Raw genomic sequence first — 13,851 nt, forward strand, 5'->3', positions numbered from 1 at the left:
GGTAATTGGTTTATCTGTGTGAATTTAAATGTATCTCAACGGAATTCCTAAAAATGGCACTTTAAAATGTATCAGCAATTTTAGTTACCTTTAATCATTACTAATCAAACCAATTGAAACTGATGAAGTCTAGACACGTCGTAGCGCTATTAATCATTCTTCTGCTAATGCCCCTACAAGGCGCTCTTGCACAAGATGACATTCTTGAAAAACTATCTGAAATCGCAATTGTTGACCAAAAGGTCATGATGCCCATGCGTGATGGTATCCGCTTGGCAACTGACATTTATCGACCAAAAACCGATAAGAAAGTTCCGATTATATTTTCCCGGACACCATATAATTTCAATTCTTGGGGAGATGGAGAGCAACGCACGCGTACAGCACAGCGTGCTTACGAAGCCGTAAAACGCGGGTACGCCTATGTGGTTCAGAATGAACGCGGACGGTATTTTTCAGAAGGTGAATGGGATATTTTGGGCGTACCTTTAACTGACGGGTATGATGCGTTTTCTTGGATGAAAGACCAATCGTGGTCTAATGGAAAAATAGGCACTTTAGGATGTTCTTCCACTGCAGAATGGCAGATGGCCGTTGCCGCTTTAGACCATCCTGCACATGCCGCTATGGTGCCACAAGGCTACGGTGCTGGTGTTGGTCGTGTTGGAGATTATATGGAACAAGGCAATTGGTATCGCGGTGGTGTAGAGCAACTTCTGTTTTTTTCATGGCTATATGGTGTTGAGCATGATAAATTCAAACCAAGAATTCCAAAAGACGCCACACAAGAGGATTTAATCCGTATCTCCCGTTTTTATGACTTGGCACCTGAAAATCCAAGAGTGGATATGTCAGAAGCCTTGCAACATCTTCCAATTCAGGATATTTTAAAAAACATCAACGGAAAGAAGGAAATATTTGATAAAATGGTACGACGAAAACCAAATGACCCTGATTGGTATAAAGGTGGACTTTACCACGATGATATGGGATTTGGTGTACCGAGTTTTTGGTTTGCCTCATGGTATGATGTGTCCATCAGCCCAAATTTGGCGTTGTTCAATCATGTACGTGAAAATGCTGAAGATGATGAAATCCGAGACAATCAGTATCTAGTTATTGCACCAACGTTGCACTGTGGTTATACAAGGGCAACAGAGAATTTAATTGTTGGTGAGCGCGAGATTGGTTATGCTCGTCTAAATTATGACGAACAGATTTACGACTGGTTTGATATGTGGTTGAAAGGTGAGTCCAATGACTTTAAGGAAAAGACGCCACGGGTTCAATATTACACCATGGGAAGCAATACTTGGCAATCATCAGAAACTTGGCCTCCAGAGAATACATCAATGGTGACCTATTATTTAAACAGTGATGGAAATGCAAATAGTCTATTCGGAAAAGGAAATTTGACCACGAAAAAACCATCTTCTGATAATCCTGATGCATTTACCTATGACCCAATGAATCCTGTAACTTCTTACGGCGGAAATGTCTGTTGTACAGGAAATGCAGTTAAAGGCGGTTCCTTTGACCAGCGTGTTATGGAAACCCGTAATGATATTTTGGTCTATACAAGTGATATTTTGGAGGAAGGAGTAGAAGTTTCTGGGTTTATAGAATCTACACTCTACGTTTCATCCGACGTGAAGGATACAGATTTCACAATTAAACTTATTGATGTGCATCCAGACGGAAAAGCTTACAACTTAGATGAGACTATACAGCGTGTGCGCTATCGAGAAGGCTATGACAAAGAAGTTTTTATGGAGGAAGGAAAAGTTTACAAAGTGGATTTAACACCTATGTCTACTAGTAATTATTTCAAAAAAGGGCATCGTATTAGAGTGGAGATTTCTAGCAGTAATTTTCCGCGTTTTGCACGCAATCTGAATACGGGAGGTAACAATTATGATGAGTCAGAAGCCGTTGTGGCCCACAATAAGGTTCATCATTCTAAAGAATTCCCTTCGCAAATACGTCTTCCGATAAAACAATAAAAGATATTAATTTTGGACATAAAAAATCACCTTTTGAATTTTCAGAAGGTGATTTTTTGATTATTAGGTGATGAAGATTTACTCTTCAACAAATCGGTCATTGCCCGACGTTTTTTCAATATTGGGCTGTTCTGTATGCATGGTTTTTTCCAATCCCGAAGAATCCACATTAAAATGTTTAAACACATCGGTGGCTGAATTGAGATACGTCGTTTTATCGCCTTCAATTAAAATAGCGCCTTTCATGGCCTTAGGATTATTTTCCAACACCTTTAGCCAATCGTCTTCATCATAATTTTCATCATCGTTGGCACCTTCAACTTCAGACCTGTTTATAAAGTCTGCCACGCTTTTATTTAGGGTGGTAGCTAGTTCTTGCCATTGCGTACTACTCGGCATGGTTTTTTCAATATCTATAGCGAGTAATGGTTTTTCAAACGATTCTGAAAATCCTTTAAGTTGTCCACCTGTTGTGCTAGACCCTGCAAATATTAAATTAACTTGATTTTCGTCTCTACTTATTACTCCCATCTTAATATGATTTCATTTTTTCCTTGCGCTTAGATAATTGACGCGATAGTTCGTTTATGGTTTCATCTACAGCTTCCTCAAAAGTATCGTGCGATGATTCCGCAAACAAACGTGGGCCAGGAGCACTTAAGCGGATACCGCATTTCATTCCGGTTTCATCAGATGAAGTATTTTCAGTCTTAAAGAAGACGTCCGCTCTAATGACAAACTCATTTCTGTCAAAAATTTTCTGAAGTTTCTTCTCTGTATATTGCTCCAAGCGTTCACTCGCCGATACATCGTGGTATTCGTATATTACATTGTTCATTTGATTAATTTTTTGGGTTTACTTAAAGATACGGACAAACCAATCTGTTTCCAATATTTTAATAGAAGTTTAGGAGCAATTCAGTCTTTGAGTTAATCTTTTTTTAATATGAATTAATTTTGAAGTTATCTCGCAACACATTCAGATTTGTGTATTTTACACCATGTTTAAATCTATACAAACTATTTCTGAAAAGCGTTTGGTCGGTATGAAAACACGAACAGCAATGCGTCCTGAAGCTATCGGGAAGCTTTGGGGGAGTTTTATGCCTCAACTGAAAACCATTAAAGCGAGAAACTCTGACGAACTGATAGCGCTTCAAGATTACAGTACATCTAATCCTGAAAATCCTACAACAGAATTTGATATGTGGGCATTGGCTGAAGTGGATTCTTTTGAAAATCAACCAGAAGGTCTTTCAAACTATAGAATTCCAGAAGGCGACTATGCTATTTTTCTTTTAAAAGGCACAGGCGTAGAAAAGCTAATGAATTATGTTATGGGCGAGTGGTTGCCAGCATCAAACTTTCAACTCGATACGAGCAGACCCCATTTTCAGGTTATGGGAAAAGCGTATAAAAATAATCATCCAGACTCTGAGGAGGACTTTTATATTCCAGTAAAATTAAAAACCATTTAGTTGACAATCATCAATTTCTGCCCCACTTTTATAAGGCCACTTTTATTTAGCTTATTCGTTTTACGGAGACTCGCAATTGAGACATTGTTACGTTGTGAAATTCGGGATAAGGTATCACCACGCTTTACTACATAATAGGTCAATTTTGGAACTTGCTGGGCGAGCGCTTCGTCTTCATTTAACAGTAAATCGAGCTTACTTAAACGATAAGCACTATGAAATCGAGCCGTTGTATGTTTTTTAGTAATCCATACTTCGTCACCTCTTATGGCATTATCGTCATCAAACGTAAACAAATATTCAGGATGGATGTACTGACCTTTATAGCCAACCACAAGGTGCAGATGACTTCCTGTTGACCGCCCAGTATTACCACCTTTACCAATGTATTGGCCTTTCGCAACCGTATCATTTGGTTTTACAGCGTAAGCGGAGAGGTGCGCATAAGTCGTTTCCAAACCATTAAAATGCCTTACAACTACAGTTTTTCCATGACCAGAACTGTACTTCGCAAAACGAACAATTCCAGGCAACATGGAGACCACGCTATCACCAGTGACTAAGTCTATATCAATGCCCTGATGTGGTCGACCTCTTCGCCAACCATAACGTGACGTGATTACCTTTTTCTTTTTGATTGGCGAAGCGTATGTGGTATCCTTAAAAGTAATCTGTAACGGGAACTTGTTTAAATCGTTCTTATACGGATTATATACCGTAGTATCCCAATGCTCAGACTTTATGTCTATTACAGGGACAGTATCCGTTTCTACGATAGGAATAATAACGTCGTTAGTGACTTTACTGTCTAAAATCGTTGTTGGTATTTCAATTTTAAGCGAGTCTTTAGTAGGCGTGGATTGGGCAAATCCAATAAGGCTTAGCATATATAATAAGCCTGTGATTACGGGGTATTTCATATTTAATTTAAATCGATAAAACGCAAATAAAACGGTTTTGGGTTAAAAATAGTGTGTATGAGCACAACTTTAACATACGTTAATACTTAGGCATTTGGATGTCTATGTTTTGCATCCATTTATAATGGTTTTAAGCACGTTAATACTATGCCAAACCAGTACCTTCAAGAATCATAAAAAAAAGACATACTATGGAATTATTTAAACCCTATGTACTGGGTGATTATACCCTCAAAAACAGAATTGTAATGGCTCCTATGACTAGATGTAGAGCCATTGATAATATTCCCAACGAACTTATGGAAGAGTATTACGCGCAACGCGCTGGAGCTGGACTTATCATTTCTGAAGGCACTTCACCTTCGGTCAATGGTATTGGCTATGCCAGAATTCCTGGGGCTTATAGTCCGGCGCAGATTGTAGGCTGGCGACAAATTGCGAATAAAGTTCATGAAAATGATGGTTTACTTTTTGTACAGCTGATGCATTGTGGACGAATTGCCGCAGCCGAAAACCTTCCTGATGGAGGTGAAGTTGTTGCCCCAAGTGTGGCTCAGGCATCTGGTGAAATGTACACTGATGAAAATGGCATGCAACCGCACGTGACTCCAAGAGCAATGACAAGAGGTGATTTGGATTTAGCTCAGGATGAATTCGTAAACGCTGCACGTTTACTTATCAATGCCAATGTAGACGGTGTGGAGCTTCATGCAGCAAATGGTTACTTATTGGATCAGTTTCTAAATCCGAATTCAAACTTACGTGAGGATGAATACGGAGGTAACTTTGAAAACAGAGCCCGATTTGTTTTGGAAACTGCTGAAAAAGTCGTCGATGCAGTTGGTAGCGGTAAGGTGGGTATAAGAATTTCGCCATACGGTGCTATGAATGACGTGTCGCATAATTATGACGATTTAGTGGAAATGTATGCTTATCTCGCTTTAAAATTGAAAGAATTGGGCATTGCTTACATTCATATCGTAGACCATACGGGTTCCATGGGTGCACCAGAATTTAAGACAGATATTAAAGCCACAATAAAAGGAGCTTTTGTCGGAACCGTAATTACAGGTGGTGATATTGATAGCAAAGAGAAAGGAGAGCAAGTCATAGATGATGGGTTTGACTTAGCATATATAGGGCGACCTTTTATCTCCAACCCAGATTTGGTAGAGAAGCTTAAGAAAGGTGCGGATTTAACAGCGCCTAATCCAGACTTATTTTATACACCCGGACCAAAAGGGTATATCGATTATTAGAATTGAATAGTTTGAAAATATAAAAAGGTTGTTCATTTTTGAGCATCCTTTTTTATTTGGTCTTAATTTGAATTTTGTAAATTGCTGAGACAAAACCAACTATACATGCGACAAGATCCTAATAATTATTGGGAGCAACTAGAACGGCTCGAAAAACTCATTCGTGCTTCCGAACTTAAAGCCGGGGTAGTGTTTTCCTTCCATAGTTTAATCTTAGGTCTCTTTATTGATAGGCTTGAAAATTTCAAGGATATTTTCTTAGGTAACGCTGCGTTAATGGTATTACTGAGTTCCTGGTTAATTTCTGTGCTAATTTCTATTTACTTCTGCTTTAAGTGCTTTCAACCACAAATTGAAATGAAATACAAACCAAATGTCTTTTTCTTTAGAAATGCCTCTCGTGATTTTGGTTCAGTAGAAGACTATGTAAAACATCTTATATCCATTTGCGGTTCTGAGCAAGCTTTGTACGAACAATTGGCCGAGCAGATTCATGCAGAAAGCAAGATTATTGATGGTAAATTTAAAAGCGTACAAAAATCCATTCAGTTTTTTGCCTTGAGTTTTATGTTTGTTATTCTCATCATTGTAACCTGGCTTGTATTTGCATAAAAAAAGCGACACTTTCGCATCGCTTTCTCTCATCAATCAATCAAACACTCTATTAGGATTTGAGAAAATCCAATAGAATTTCATTAAATTCTTTAGCATGGGTGATATTCAACCCATGAGGTCCATTGGCAATAACTTTATAAGTTGAATGCTTTATACCTTCCGAAGCCTGGTCACCAGATGTCTCTTTGGGTACAATATTATCAGCATCCCCGTGAACAATCAATGTAGGAATGTCAACATTTTTTAATTCTGGTCGAAAATCTGTTTCCGCCCAAGCCTTGGCCGCCTGAATCGTGGCAATAGGAGAGGCCCAAGAGGCAATACTCCAATCGTAATGCAGTTGTGCGTCGCTAACCGTTTTATTGTCTTCACTATAATTATAGAAGTTCTTATGGAAATTTTGTAAAAATCCAACACGGTCTGTTTCAAGAGCATCCATTATATCTTGTAAATCTTCTTGAGGCACGCCATCTGGATTGTCGTCCTTCTTAGCGACTAGAGGAATTATAGAACTCACCAAAGCAACCTTATCTAGGTTACTAGTGCCGTAATCGGTACAGTAGCGAACAATTTCTCCACCGCCCATTGAAAATCCTACGAGTACTACATCTTTCAACTCTAATTGGTCTATAATAGCATTTAAATCCGATGCCAAAGCTGAGTAATCATATGACCTATATGGTGCGGAAGAATCTCCAAAACCGCGTCTGTCATAAGAAATACAGCGATATCCCGCCTGAACAATGGCCCAAACTTGCTGTTCCCAAGCTTTATGACTCAATGGCCATCCGTGAATTAAAATCACAGGCTGACCTTCACCATAGTCTTGAAAATAGAGGTCTATATTTTGATCTTTAGTTTCGTTTGTTAAAAATGGCATAGCTGTTATTTTGAATGGTTTTCTGCATCTTCAAGATGGTCATTGTGACCGCTTCCTTGACTATAAAGTTGGTTTTCTTCGTCTTTAAGTTGTTGTGCCGTTCTGTTTTTCGGTAAATCGCGCCCAGGAACATCTAAATCTTTTCCTGTAAAATCTACGTCGTGAACTCTGTTTTGTAGTTGTGAATCGTCTCCTTGACCATCCTCTTTCTGATTAATAATTCGGTCACCCAAATCATTGACATCATCCATTGTAACTTCAGGGTTGTATTTTTCTTTTTTGTCTTTCATAATAATTTGTTTGATATAAAATTAGGATAATAGGTGCGGTTCTGTTGACGGATATGCTTCAATCATTATCTGAAAACATTATTGCTTTTAGGTCTTGTGCGATGCCATCAATAATCAAATCGTATCGGGTCAATTTTGGAACTGTTTCGCCTTAATTTTGAATTCACTCAAAAAAAATATTATGACAAAAACCATAAAGGCATTCGGAACCGAAGCGGCCGATGCCAAATTAGAACAACTAGATATTGAGCGTAGGGATTTAAAAGAAAATGATGTGCAAATCGATATATTATATTGTGGTGTTTGCCACAGTGATATCCATGCCGCCAGAAACGATTGGGGCAATGCTAAATACCCTTTAGTGCCAGGTCATGAGATTGTCGGAAAAGTCACAGCTGTTGGTGATGGAGTTTCCAAATTCAGTAAAGGCGACTTAGTTGGCGTGGGATGTATGGTTGATTCTTGCCAAACCTGTTCTGCTTGCGATGAGGATTTAGAACAATTCTGTGAAAAAGGTATGACCGCGACCTATAATAGTAAAGACAAAGATTTAGGAAAAACTACTTATGGTGGTTACAGTACCGAAATTGTAGTCACAGAAAACTTTGTGCTTCGAATTCCAGAAAATTTGGAAACCAAAGCAGTTGCACCATTATTATGTGCAGGAATCACTACATTTTCACCTTTAAATCACTGGAATGTAAAAAAAGGTGACAAAGTTGGTGTCATAGGCTTGGGCGGATTAGGTCATATGGGTATTAAGTTTGCGCATGTGATGGGCGCTGAAACAGTAATGATAACTACATCGCCAGGTAAGGCAGAAGATGCCAAACGCCTTGGTGCGGATTCTGTGCTTATTTCCAAAGACGAAGACGCTATGAAAGAACATACTGGGTCTTTTGATTTTCTTCTGAATACTGTCCCAGTAAAACACGATATAAATCCCTATTTACAGTTATTAAAACGTGATGCCACAATGTGTATGGTTGGTGCCATTGAACCTTTAGAGCCCATGAACGGTGGTAATATTATTATGGGCAGAAAACGCGTTGCAGGTTCCTTAATTGGAGGTATTAAAGAAACACAGGAGATGCTTCATTTTTGTGGGGAAAATAATATCACCTGCGATGTAGAAATGATAAAAATGCAAGAGATAAACGACGCTTTCGACCGTGTCACTGATAACGATGTAAAGTATCGTTTTGTGATTGATATGGAAAGCTTAAAAAATTAAAAACATGAAACCAAGAGAAAAAACACCAGACTTTAACATAAACCTAGTCAACGATACCCAATGGACACTCAGTGAGCAAAGTCCAGAGCATTTTACCATGCTTCTGGTGTATCGCGGTAAGCATTGTCCATTATGCAAAAAGCAATTGGAAAGTCTTCAGAAGCAATTACACAAATTCACAGAGCGAGGCGTCAACGTTATTGCCGTAAGTACAGATACTGAAGCTGTAGCGAAAGCAACTTACGATGAATGGGACATTTCTGATATTCCTGTCGGATATGGCTTGTCCATAGAAGAAGCCAGAAATTGGGGACTTTACATTTCTGAAGGCATTAAAGAAGAGCCTGACCATTTTGCGGAGCCGGGTTTATTTCTAATCACGCCAGAGCAGGCTTTATATTGGGTGTCATTGCAAAGCATGCCGTTTGCAAGGCCTGGGTTTAGCGATATATTGGCAGGAATAGATTATATACTTAAAGAAGAGTATCCTGCTAGAGGAGAAGCTTAACCTTCATATAATATTTGTTTTGAAAGGCTCAAACTCTGTTTGGACCTTCTTCGTTGCCGTTGTTTATCCAAGATTTTTGCATTGCTCATCGTTTTGTCGGAAAAACAATTCGGTTTATATAGTTTTTTGTGAATCAAGCGCTTAGTGAAATTAACTTTAACTCAGTTTAAATGACGCCCCATGAAACAGATTATTCACACAGCAGTTCTTCTCGCTTTTTTAAGTAGTAGCTTTTTAGGTTACGCGCAGAACGAAGACCAACATCCTATTTTCGATTATAACGAAGCTAATTTAAGTAGTACGGCTTACATTCCGGATTACGAATCCAAGCCAGAAAAATTAAAAATCAGCGGGACGGTTTATGAAGCGGACGGCGTCACACCTGCAGATGGTGTTATTGTTTATTTTGACCAAGCTGATGAAACCGGTAAAATTTTGCGTCCTAATAAAGATAGAGATGACGAAATCTATCACCGCGCTTGGGTAAAAACCGACGCTAACGGAAACTATACCTTGTATACATTTGTACCTGGGCCTGCGGAAAAAGAATTAAATCCTCGTGATAGAGGCCTAAAGCACATTCATCCTGTCATAGTGGAGTCTGATGACTTTGCCTATGATTACGATAGCTTTTTGTTTGAAGGTGACCCAAATATGACCAAGCGTTGCAAAAAACGTTTGATGAAGAAAAACTACAACTCCATTTTAAAGCCTGAATTGAAAGGTGATGTGTTGGAGGCACAACAAAATATTATTTTGCCTTCAGCAAGGCAATAACAATCTTACTACTAAGACGAGAAAAACCCACAAGTCCCTAACACTTGTGGGTTTCTTTTTGCCTCAATTTAATCGAACTTTAAAATGACATTAAAGTCAATTCCATCAGATATGGCGTGGTCTTTTGCCTTGTTATTATAAACAATGCCCCAGCGTGTGCGGTCAATTTTGAAATCTGTTGTCATGGTTTTAGTTTTCGAATTTGCATTCGCCCAAAATTCAGTCTGTAGTGTTACGCCTTTAATGGTGAGGTCTGCAAAACACTGATGTAGATTTTCATTAGGATGGTACACCACTTTAGTAATAACTAAGTTAGCTGTATGGTGTGTTTCCACGTCAAAGAAGTCCGCATTTTTTAAGTGAGCAACAGGGCCGTTTCCACTTTTCTCATAATCAGGATTGGTGATACTGGTCATATCAATGGTAAATCTTCCGCCAGTAATTTTACCATTTTTTGCAGTAAGTTCACCTTTGGAAAAATTGACAGTCCCTTTGTGTTCTCCCACTTGAAAGAGATAGTATCCGCGCCAATTAATGACACTTTTATCTAAATTAAGCGTGTAGGTTTTTGTTGTTTCGTCAGAATTAGTCTGTGCGTCAATGACCGATAAACTGCATAGAAATGTGAGGCAATACAATAATGTTTTCATGATTTTAGATTTTTTGATAAAACTAGAATCTGAAACTTTTAAAAGTGTCAAAAGAATGTAAAAGAACTGTCAAGGGCTGTAAAATCTCAGTAAATTAGTGCTTCTTTGTAGTTCATAAATCCGAATCACTTGAAGTTTAAAATTTTCGTCTGTTCAATACTTATAGGCCTTGTCGTGGGCTGTGCCAAATCATCTGAATCCTTTGTAGACGCACCAACTGCAAAAGTAGTCCTTCGGCAAGTAGGGCATGAGCTGTTGTTATCTGAAAATGACAGTATTTCCAGAGTTAAAGAAGTAGTACAACTTACCGATACGAGGTTTGAAATTCAATTTGAAAACTCTTTGGCCTTTGACCCGGCGAATCTTGAAACCATTGCAAGCTCAGTCATTTCAAAAAGCAATGTACCGCAAGATTATCTGCTCGAAGTTGTGGAGTGCGATACGGATATCATCGCCTATAGCTTCCTAATAAAGGCAGAAACCTCTGAAAATATAGTGCCTTGCGGTGGTCGCATTGTGCCGAAAGCCTGCTATACCATTCAGGTTTTGTTTCAGGGTTCAATGGAGAAAGCATCAGACACTATCTGGTTCTATATTTTGGTGCTACTGCAAATCGGTTTCTTGGCCTTTGTGTATATCAGTCGTTATTTAGATCGCCATAATCACCACCATCATGATGACGAAAGTTTCTATTTGGGTGAATTCATGTTTCTTCCTAATGAAAACAAGCTTATTCGTGAAGCACAGGAAATTCAATTGTCCAATAAAGAGGTAGAACTGCTGAATATTTTTACTGAGTCTATCAATAGCATTGTAAAGCGCGAAGAATTGGTAAAACGAGTTTGGGAAGACCACGGTGTTGTGGTAGGTCGAAGTTTGGACACCTATATTTCAAAACTTAGAAAAAAACTGAGTACAGACCCTTCCATTAAGATTTCCAATGTGCATGGGGTCGGGTATAAGCTGGAAATTTCATAAAAAAACCACAACAGAAGTTGTGGTTCTTATATTGAATTAAGTAAGGAATTAACCGATTAAAGTAGATTTTATATTTACAAATTCTTTTAATCCAAAACCACCATGTTCACGGCCATAGCCAGAATTTTTTACGCCTCCAAAGGGCATATTAGGTTTTGCTAGACCAAAGGAGTTTATAAATATCATACCAGTATCAAAATGATTCTTAGCAATATCTTTTGCTCTTTCAATATTTTCAGTAAAGATTCCACCACCTAATCCAAATCTACTATCATTAGCAATGCGGATGGCGTCATTTTCGTCTTTTGCTTTAATTAGAGAAGCTACGGGACCAAAAAGCTCATCCTCATAAGCTGGTTGTCCTGGAGTAACATTTTCTAATACAGTGGCAGGATAATAAAATCCATCACCAGATCGTGGTTCTCCACCACAGGCAATTCTAGCTCCCTTTTTTACACTCTCTTTAACTTGCTCATCTAGAGTTTCAAGCAGATCTTTTCTAGCCATCGGCCCTAAATCTGTATCGTCTTTATTTGGATCACCTAGGGTTAAATCTTTCATAGCTTTGACAAATCCGTCCCTAAATTCATCGTAGATAGCTTCTACTGCAATGAACCGCTTGGCCGCAATGCAAGTTTCACCATTATTATATATTCTACCTTGTACACATTTTTTAATAGCTTCTTCTAGATTAGCATCTTCCAAAATGAGATAGGCATCATTACTTCCAAGTTCTAAAACGGTTTTTTTGAGAGCTTTACCTGCTTTTTCGCCAATTCCTCGGCCGGCGTCAGAACTTCCTGTAAATGTAATGCCCCTAACGTGTTTGTGCTTTATGATTTCATCAGACTGCTCATGGGTGATAACCAATGTGGTAAATAGACCATCGGGGAGACCTGCTACTTTAAAAATAGATTCTAATAGTTTTGCTGTCCCTGTTACATTAGATGCATGTTTTAAAAGGACACTATTCCCAGCCATAAGGTTGGTAATAGCATATCTTATGACTTGGTATGATGGATAATTCCATGGCTGTATGCCATAGACAATGCCAATAGGCCTGAAAGATATAATTCCTTTTGAACCATCTTCCAATTCTCGTTCTTCATCCTTTAAACTTTCTACCGCTTTATCTGCTGAATAATTGCAAATGGCTACACACAATTCCACCTCATGATGACTTTGTTTTATAAGTTTACCCATTTCGTCAGTCATGAGTTGCGCGAGCTCTTTTTTATAGTTTTTAAGTTCTCTACCAATGGCTCTAATAATCTCTCCTCTTTCCTCAGGGGTTTTAAATCGCCATTGTAAATATGCTTCATGAGATTTATTTAAAATCGCATCGACTTTATTATCCGTCATATAGTGGTATTCACTAATAGTTTCTCCATTCCTTGGATTTACCGTTTTAATACTGTCCTTTTTAGTTTCAGTTTCCATATTTTTAATTTTATTTTTGTTCGCTAGGAACGATGTACACATCATTAATATTTACCCGTCTCGGTTGCGATAACGCATAATATATAGCCTCAGCAATATCTTCGGATTGTAACATTGTCATTTCTTTCATTTCTGATAATTGCTCTTTAATATCTTCATCCGTAATAGTGCTCATGAGATTCGTATCTACTGCACCAGGCTCAATGGATGTGACGTTAATATTATATTTAGGGGCCAATTCCTGACGCAAGCCTTCAGAAAACATTTTAACAGCAGATTTAGTAGCACAATAAACTGCGCCTCCTGGGAAGTATCTATGTGCAGCCATAGACGACACATTAATTATATCTCCGTCATCATATTTTTTAAGTTCGGGTAGTACAGCAGAAACACCATTTAACACACCTTTAATGTTTACATCCACCATTTTATCCCATTCATCGGTCTTAAGTTTTTCCACAAAGGATAATGGCATTAATCCAGCATTATTAATCAATCCATCTACTTTTCCAAATGTATCTACCGCTTTATCTACAGCAGACTTAAAATCTTCTCTTTTAGTGACATCTCCAATGGCGACTATAGCATGTCCCCCTGATTTTTCTATCTCACCTTTTAGTGTGTTAAGTTCGTCTTCGCTCCGAGCCATTAAGGTAACATTAGCCCCATGGCTAGACAATTTTTTAGCAGTTGCCTTGCCAATGCCGCTAGAAGCACCTGTAATTAAAATTGATCGGTTTTTTAAATTCTCATTCATATTTTTTTGTTTTTATCAAAGTTACTTTTACTATAAGATCTTTATTAGCGCATTATATATGA

General features: G+C 38.3%; 16 protein-coding genes. 8 read left to right on the top strand and 8 right to left on the bottom strand.

Annotated features, from left to right (window positions below; genetic code table 11):
* The first annotated feature begins 122 nt into the window (after positions 1–122).
* Positions 123–2,003 (top strand): CocE/NonD family hydrolase, encoded by a 1,881-nt coding sequence (locus tag ACFOSX_RS12360; protein ID WP_386101572.1) that lies wholly within the window; start codon positions 123–125, stop codon positions 2,001–2,003.
* A 78-nt stretch (positions 2,004–2,081) separates the two neighbouring features.
* On the opposite strand, the gene ACFOSX_RS12365 is transcribed toward ACFOSX_RS12360, so the two are convergent.
* On the bottom strand, positions 2,082–2,534 hold the full coding sequence (locus ACFOSX_RS12365; RefSeq protein WP_386101575.1) for a hypothetical protein: 453 nt from the start codon (positions 2,532–2,534) through the stop codon (positions 2,082–2,084).
* A 1-nt stretch (position 2,535) separates the two neighbouring features.
* Positions 2,536–2,841 (bottom strand): ribosome hibernation-promoting factor, HPF/YfiA family, encoded by a 306-nt coding sequence (gene hpf / locus ACFOSX_RS12370; RefSeq protein WP_386101578.1) that lies wholly within the window; start codon positions 2,839–2,841, stop codon positions 2,536–2,538.
* A 163-nt stretch (positions 2,842–3,004) separates the two neighbouring features.
* Here hpf and ACFOSX_RS12375 point away from each other — a divergent pair, with 163 nt between their 5' ends.
* Positions 3,005–3,481 (top strand): GyrI-like domain-containing protein, encoded by a 477-nt coding sequence (locus ACFOSX_RS12375; RefSeq protein WP_386101581.1) that lies wholly within the window; start codon positions 3,005–3,007, stop codon positions 3,479–3,481.
* On the opposite strand, the gene ACFOSX_RS12380 is transcribed toward ACFOSX_RS12375, so the two are convergent.
* A complete protein-coding gene (locus tag ACFOSX_RS12380) occupies positions 3,478–4,401 on the bottom strand; it encodes a peptidoglycan DD-metalloendopeptidase family protein (RefSeq protein WP_386101584.1) in 924 nt (307 codons plus the stop codon). The two genes, ACFOSX_RS12375 and ACFOSX_RS12380, sit on opposite strands and share 4 nt — an antisense overlap.
* 191 nt (positions 4,402–4,592) lie before the next feature.
* Here ACFOSX_RS12380 and ACFOSX_RS12385 point away from each other — a divergent pair, with 191 nt between their 5' ends.
* Together ACFOSX_RS12385 and ACFOSX_RS12390 are read left to right on the top strand one after the other, a co-directional pair.
* Positions 4,593–5,660, top strand: coding sequence for an alkene reductase (locus ACFOSX_RS12385; protein ID WP_386101587.1), 1,068 nt, complete (start codon positions 4,593–4,595; stop codon positions 5,658–5,660).
* Positions 5,661–5,765: 105 nt separating this feature from the next.
* Positions 5,766–6,272, top strand: coding sequence for a Pycsar system effector family protein (locus ACFOSX_RS12390; protein ID WP_386101590.1), 507 nt, complete (start codon positions 5,766–5,768; stop codon positions 6,270–6,272).
* A 52-nt stretch (positions 6,273–6,324) separates the two neighbouring features.
* Here ACFOSX_RS12390 and ACFOSX_RS12395 read toward each other — a convergent pair whose 3' ends face one another.
* Together ACFOSX_RS12395 and ACFOSX_RS12400 are read right to left on the bottom strand one after the other, a co-directional pair.
* Positions 6,325–7,155: an alpha/beta fold hydrolase gene (locus tag ACFOSX_RS12395; protein ID WP_386101593.1), complete on the bottom strand. Its 831-nt coding sequence runs from the start codon at positions 7,153–7,155 to the stop codon at positions 6,325–6,327.
* Between the two features lie 5 nt (positions 7,156–7,160).
* Positions 7,161–7,445 (bottom strand): hypothetical protein, encoded by a 285-nt coding sequence (locus ACFOSX_RS12400; RefSeq protein ID WP_386101596.1) that lies wholly within the window; start codon positions 7,443–7,445, stop codon positions 7,161–7,163.
* 181 nt (positions 7,446–7,626) lie between these two features.
* Here ACFOSX_RS12400 and ACFOSX_RS12405 point away from each other — a divergent pair, with 181 nt between their 5' ends.
* The 3 genes from ACFOSX_RS12405 to ACFOSX_RS12415 all read left to right on the top strand — a co-directional run bounded on the left by ACFOSX_RS12405 (position 7,627) and on the right by ACFOSX_RS12415 (position 9,964).
* Positions 7,627–8,679, top strand: a complete 1,053-nt coding sequence (locus ACFOSX_RS12405; protein WP_386101599.1) for an NAD(P)-dependent alcohol dehydrogenase — start codon at positions 7,627–7,629, stop codon at positions 8,677–8,679.
* A gap of 4 nt (positions 8,680–8,683) precedes the next feature.
* Complete coding sequence (locus tag ACFOSX_RS12410) at positions 8,684–9,187, top strand: peroxiredoxin-like family protein (protein WP_386101602.1); 504 nt, start codon at positions 8,684–8,686, stop codon at positions 9,185–9,187.
* 180 nt (positions 9,188–9,367) lie between these two features.
* Positions 9,368–9,964, top strand: coding sequence for a hypothetical protein (locus tag ACFOSX_RS12415; RefSeq protein WP_386101605.1), 597 nt, complete (start codon positions 9,368–9,370; stop codon positions 9,962–9,964).
* Between the two features lie 68 nt (positions 9,965–10,032).
* Here the strand turns inward: ACFOSX_RS12415 and ACFOSX_RS12420 are convergent, their stop codons facing one another.
* On the bottom strand, positions 10,033–10,614 hold the full coding sequence (locus ACFOSX_RS12420) for a YceI family protein (RefSeq protein ID WP_386101608.1): 582 nt from the start codon (positions 10,612–10,614) through the stop codon (positions 10,033–10,035).
* 129 nt (positions 10,615–10,743) lie between these two features.
* Between ACFOSX_RS12420 and ACFOSX_RS12425 the strand changes: the two genes are divergently transcribed.
* A complete protein-coding gene (locus ACFOSX_RS12425; RefSeq protein ID WP_386101611.1) occupies positions 10,744–11,592 on the top strand; it encodes a winged helix-turn-helix domain-containing protein in 849 nt (282 codons plus the stop codon).
* Between the two features lie 48 nt (positions 11,593–11,640).
* On the opposite strand, the gene ACFOSX_RS12430 is transcribed toward ACFOSX_RS12425, so the two are convergent.
* Both ACFOSX_RS12430 and ACFOSX_RS12435 read right to left on the bottom strand, forming a co-directional pair.
* Entirely contained in the window at positions 11,641–13,032 is a 1,392-nt protein-coding gene (locus tag ACFOSX_RS12430; RefSeq protein ID WP_386101614.1) for an NAD-dependent succinate-semialdehyde dehydrogenase, read from the bottom strand.
* A 10-nt stretch (positions 13,033–13,042) separates the two neighbouring features.
* A complete protein-coding gene (locus ACFOSX_RS12435) occupies positions 13,043–13,789 on the bottom strand; it encodes an SDR family oxidoreductase (protein WP_386101617.1) in 747 nt (248 codons plus the stop codon).
* Positions 13,790–13,851: the final 62 nt, after the last annotated feature.

This window comes from Winogradskyella maritima, from assembly GCF_042650215.1.
Classification (GTDB): domain Bacteria; phylum Bacteroidota; class Bacteroidia; order Flavobacteriales; family Flavobacteriaceae; genus Winogradskyella; species Winogradskyella maritima.

Excerpts from the sequence above, each read along its gene's own strand:
- ACFOSX_RS12360 (WP_386101572.1), top strand. The coding sequence starts at position 123 with ATGAAGTCTAGACACGTCGTAGCGCTATTAATCATTCTTCTGCTAATG.
- ACFOSX_RS12365 (WP_386101575.1), bottom strand. The coding sequence starts at position 2,534 with ATGGGAGTAATAAGTAGAGACGAAAATCAAGTTAATTTAATATTTGCA.
- hpf (WP_386101578.1), bottom strand. The coding sequence starts at position 2,841 with ATGAACAATGTAATATACGAATACCACGATGTATCGGCGAGTGAACGC.
- ACFOSX_RS12375 (WP_386101581.1), top strand. The coding sequence starts at position 3,005 with ATGTTTAAATCTATACAAACTATTTCTGAAAAGCGTTTGGTCGGTATG.
- ACFOSX_RS12380 (WP_386101584.1), bottom strand. The coding sequence starts at position 4,401 with ATGAAATACCCCGTAATCACAGGCTTATTATATATGCTAAGCCTTATT.
- ACFOSX_RS12385 (WP_386101587.1), top strand. The coding sequence starts at position 4,593 with ATGGAATTATTTAAACCCTATGTACTGGGTGATTATACCCTCAAAAAC.
- ACFOSX_RS12390 (WP_386101590.1), top strand. The coding sequence starts at position 5,766 with ATGCGACAAGATCCTAATAATTATTGGGAGCAACTAGAACGGCTCGAA.
- ACFOSX_RS12395 (WP_386101593.1), bottom strand. The coding sequence starts at position 7,155 with ATGCCATTTTTAACAAACGAAACTAAAGATCAAAATATAGACCTCTAT.
- ACFOSX_RS12400 (WP_386101596.1), bottom strand. The coding sequence starts at position 7,445 with ATGAAAGACAAAAAAGAAAAATACAACCCTGAAGTTACAATGGATGAT.
- ACFOSX_RS12405 (WP_386101599.1), top strand. The coding sequence starts at position 7,627 with ATGACAAAAACCATAAAGGCATTCGGAACCGAAGCGGCCGATGCCAAA.
- ACFOSX_RS12410 (WP_386101602.1), top strand. The coding sequence starts at position 8,684 with ATGAAACCAAGAGAAAAAACACCAGACTTTAACATAAACCTAGTCAAC.
- ACFOSX_RS12415 (WP_386101605.1), top strand. The coding sequence starts at position 9,368 with ATGAAACAGATTATTCACACAGCAGTTCTTCTCGCTTTTTTAAGTAGT.
- ACFOSX_RS12420 (WP_386101608.1), bottom strand. The coding sequence starts at position 10,614 with ATGAAAACATTATTGTATTGCCTCACATTTCTATGCAGTTTATCGGTC.
- ACFOSX_RS12430 (WP_386101614.1), bottom strand. The coding sequence starts at position 13,032 with ATGGAAACTGAAACTAAAAAGGACAGTATTAAAACGGTAAATCCAAGG.
- ACFOSX_RS12435 (WP_386101617.1), bottom strand. The coding sequence starts at position 13,789 with ATGAATGAGAATTTAAAAAACCGATCAATTTTAATTACAGGTGCTTCT.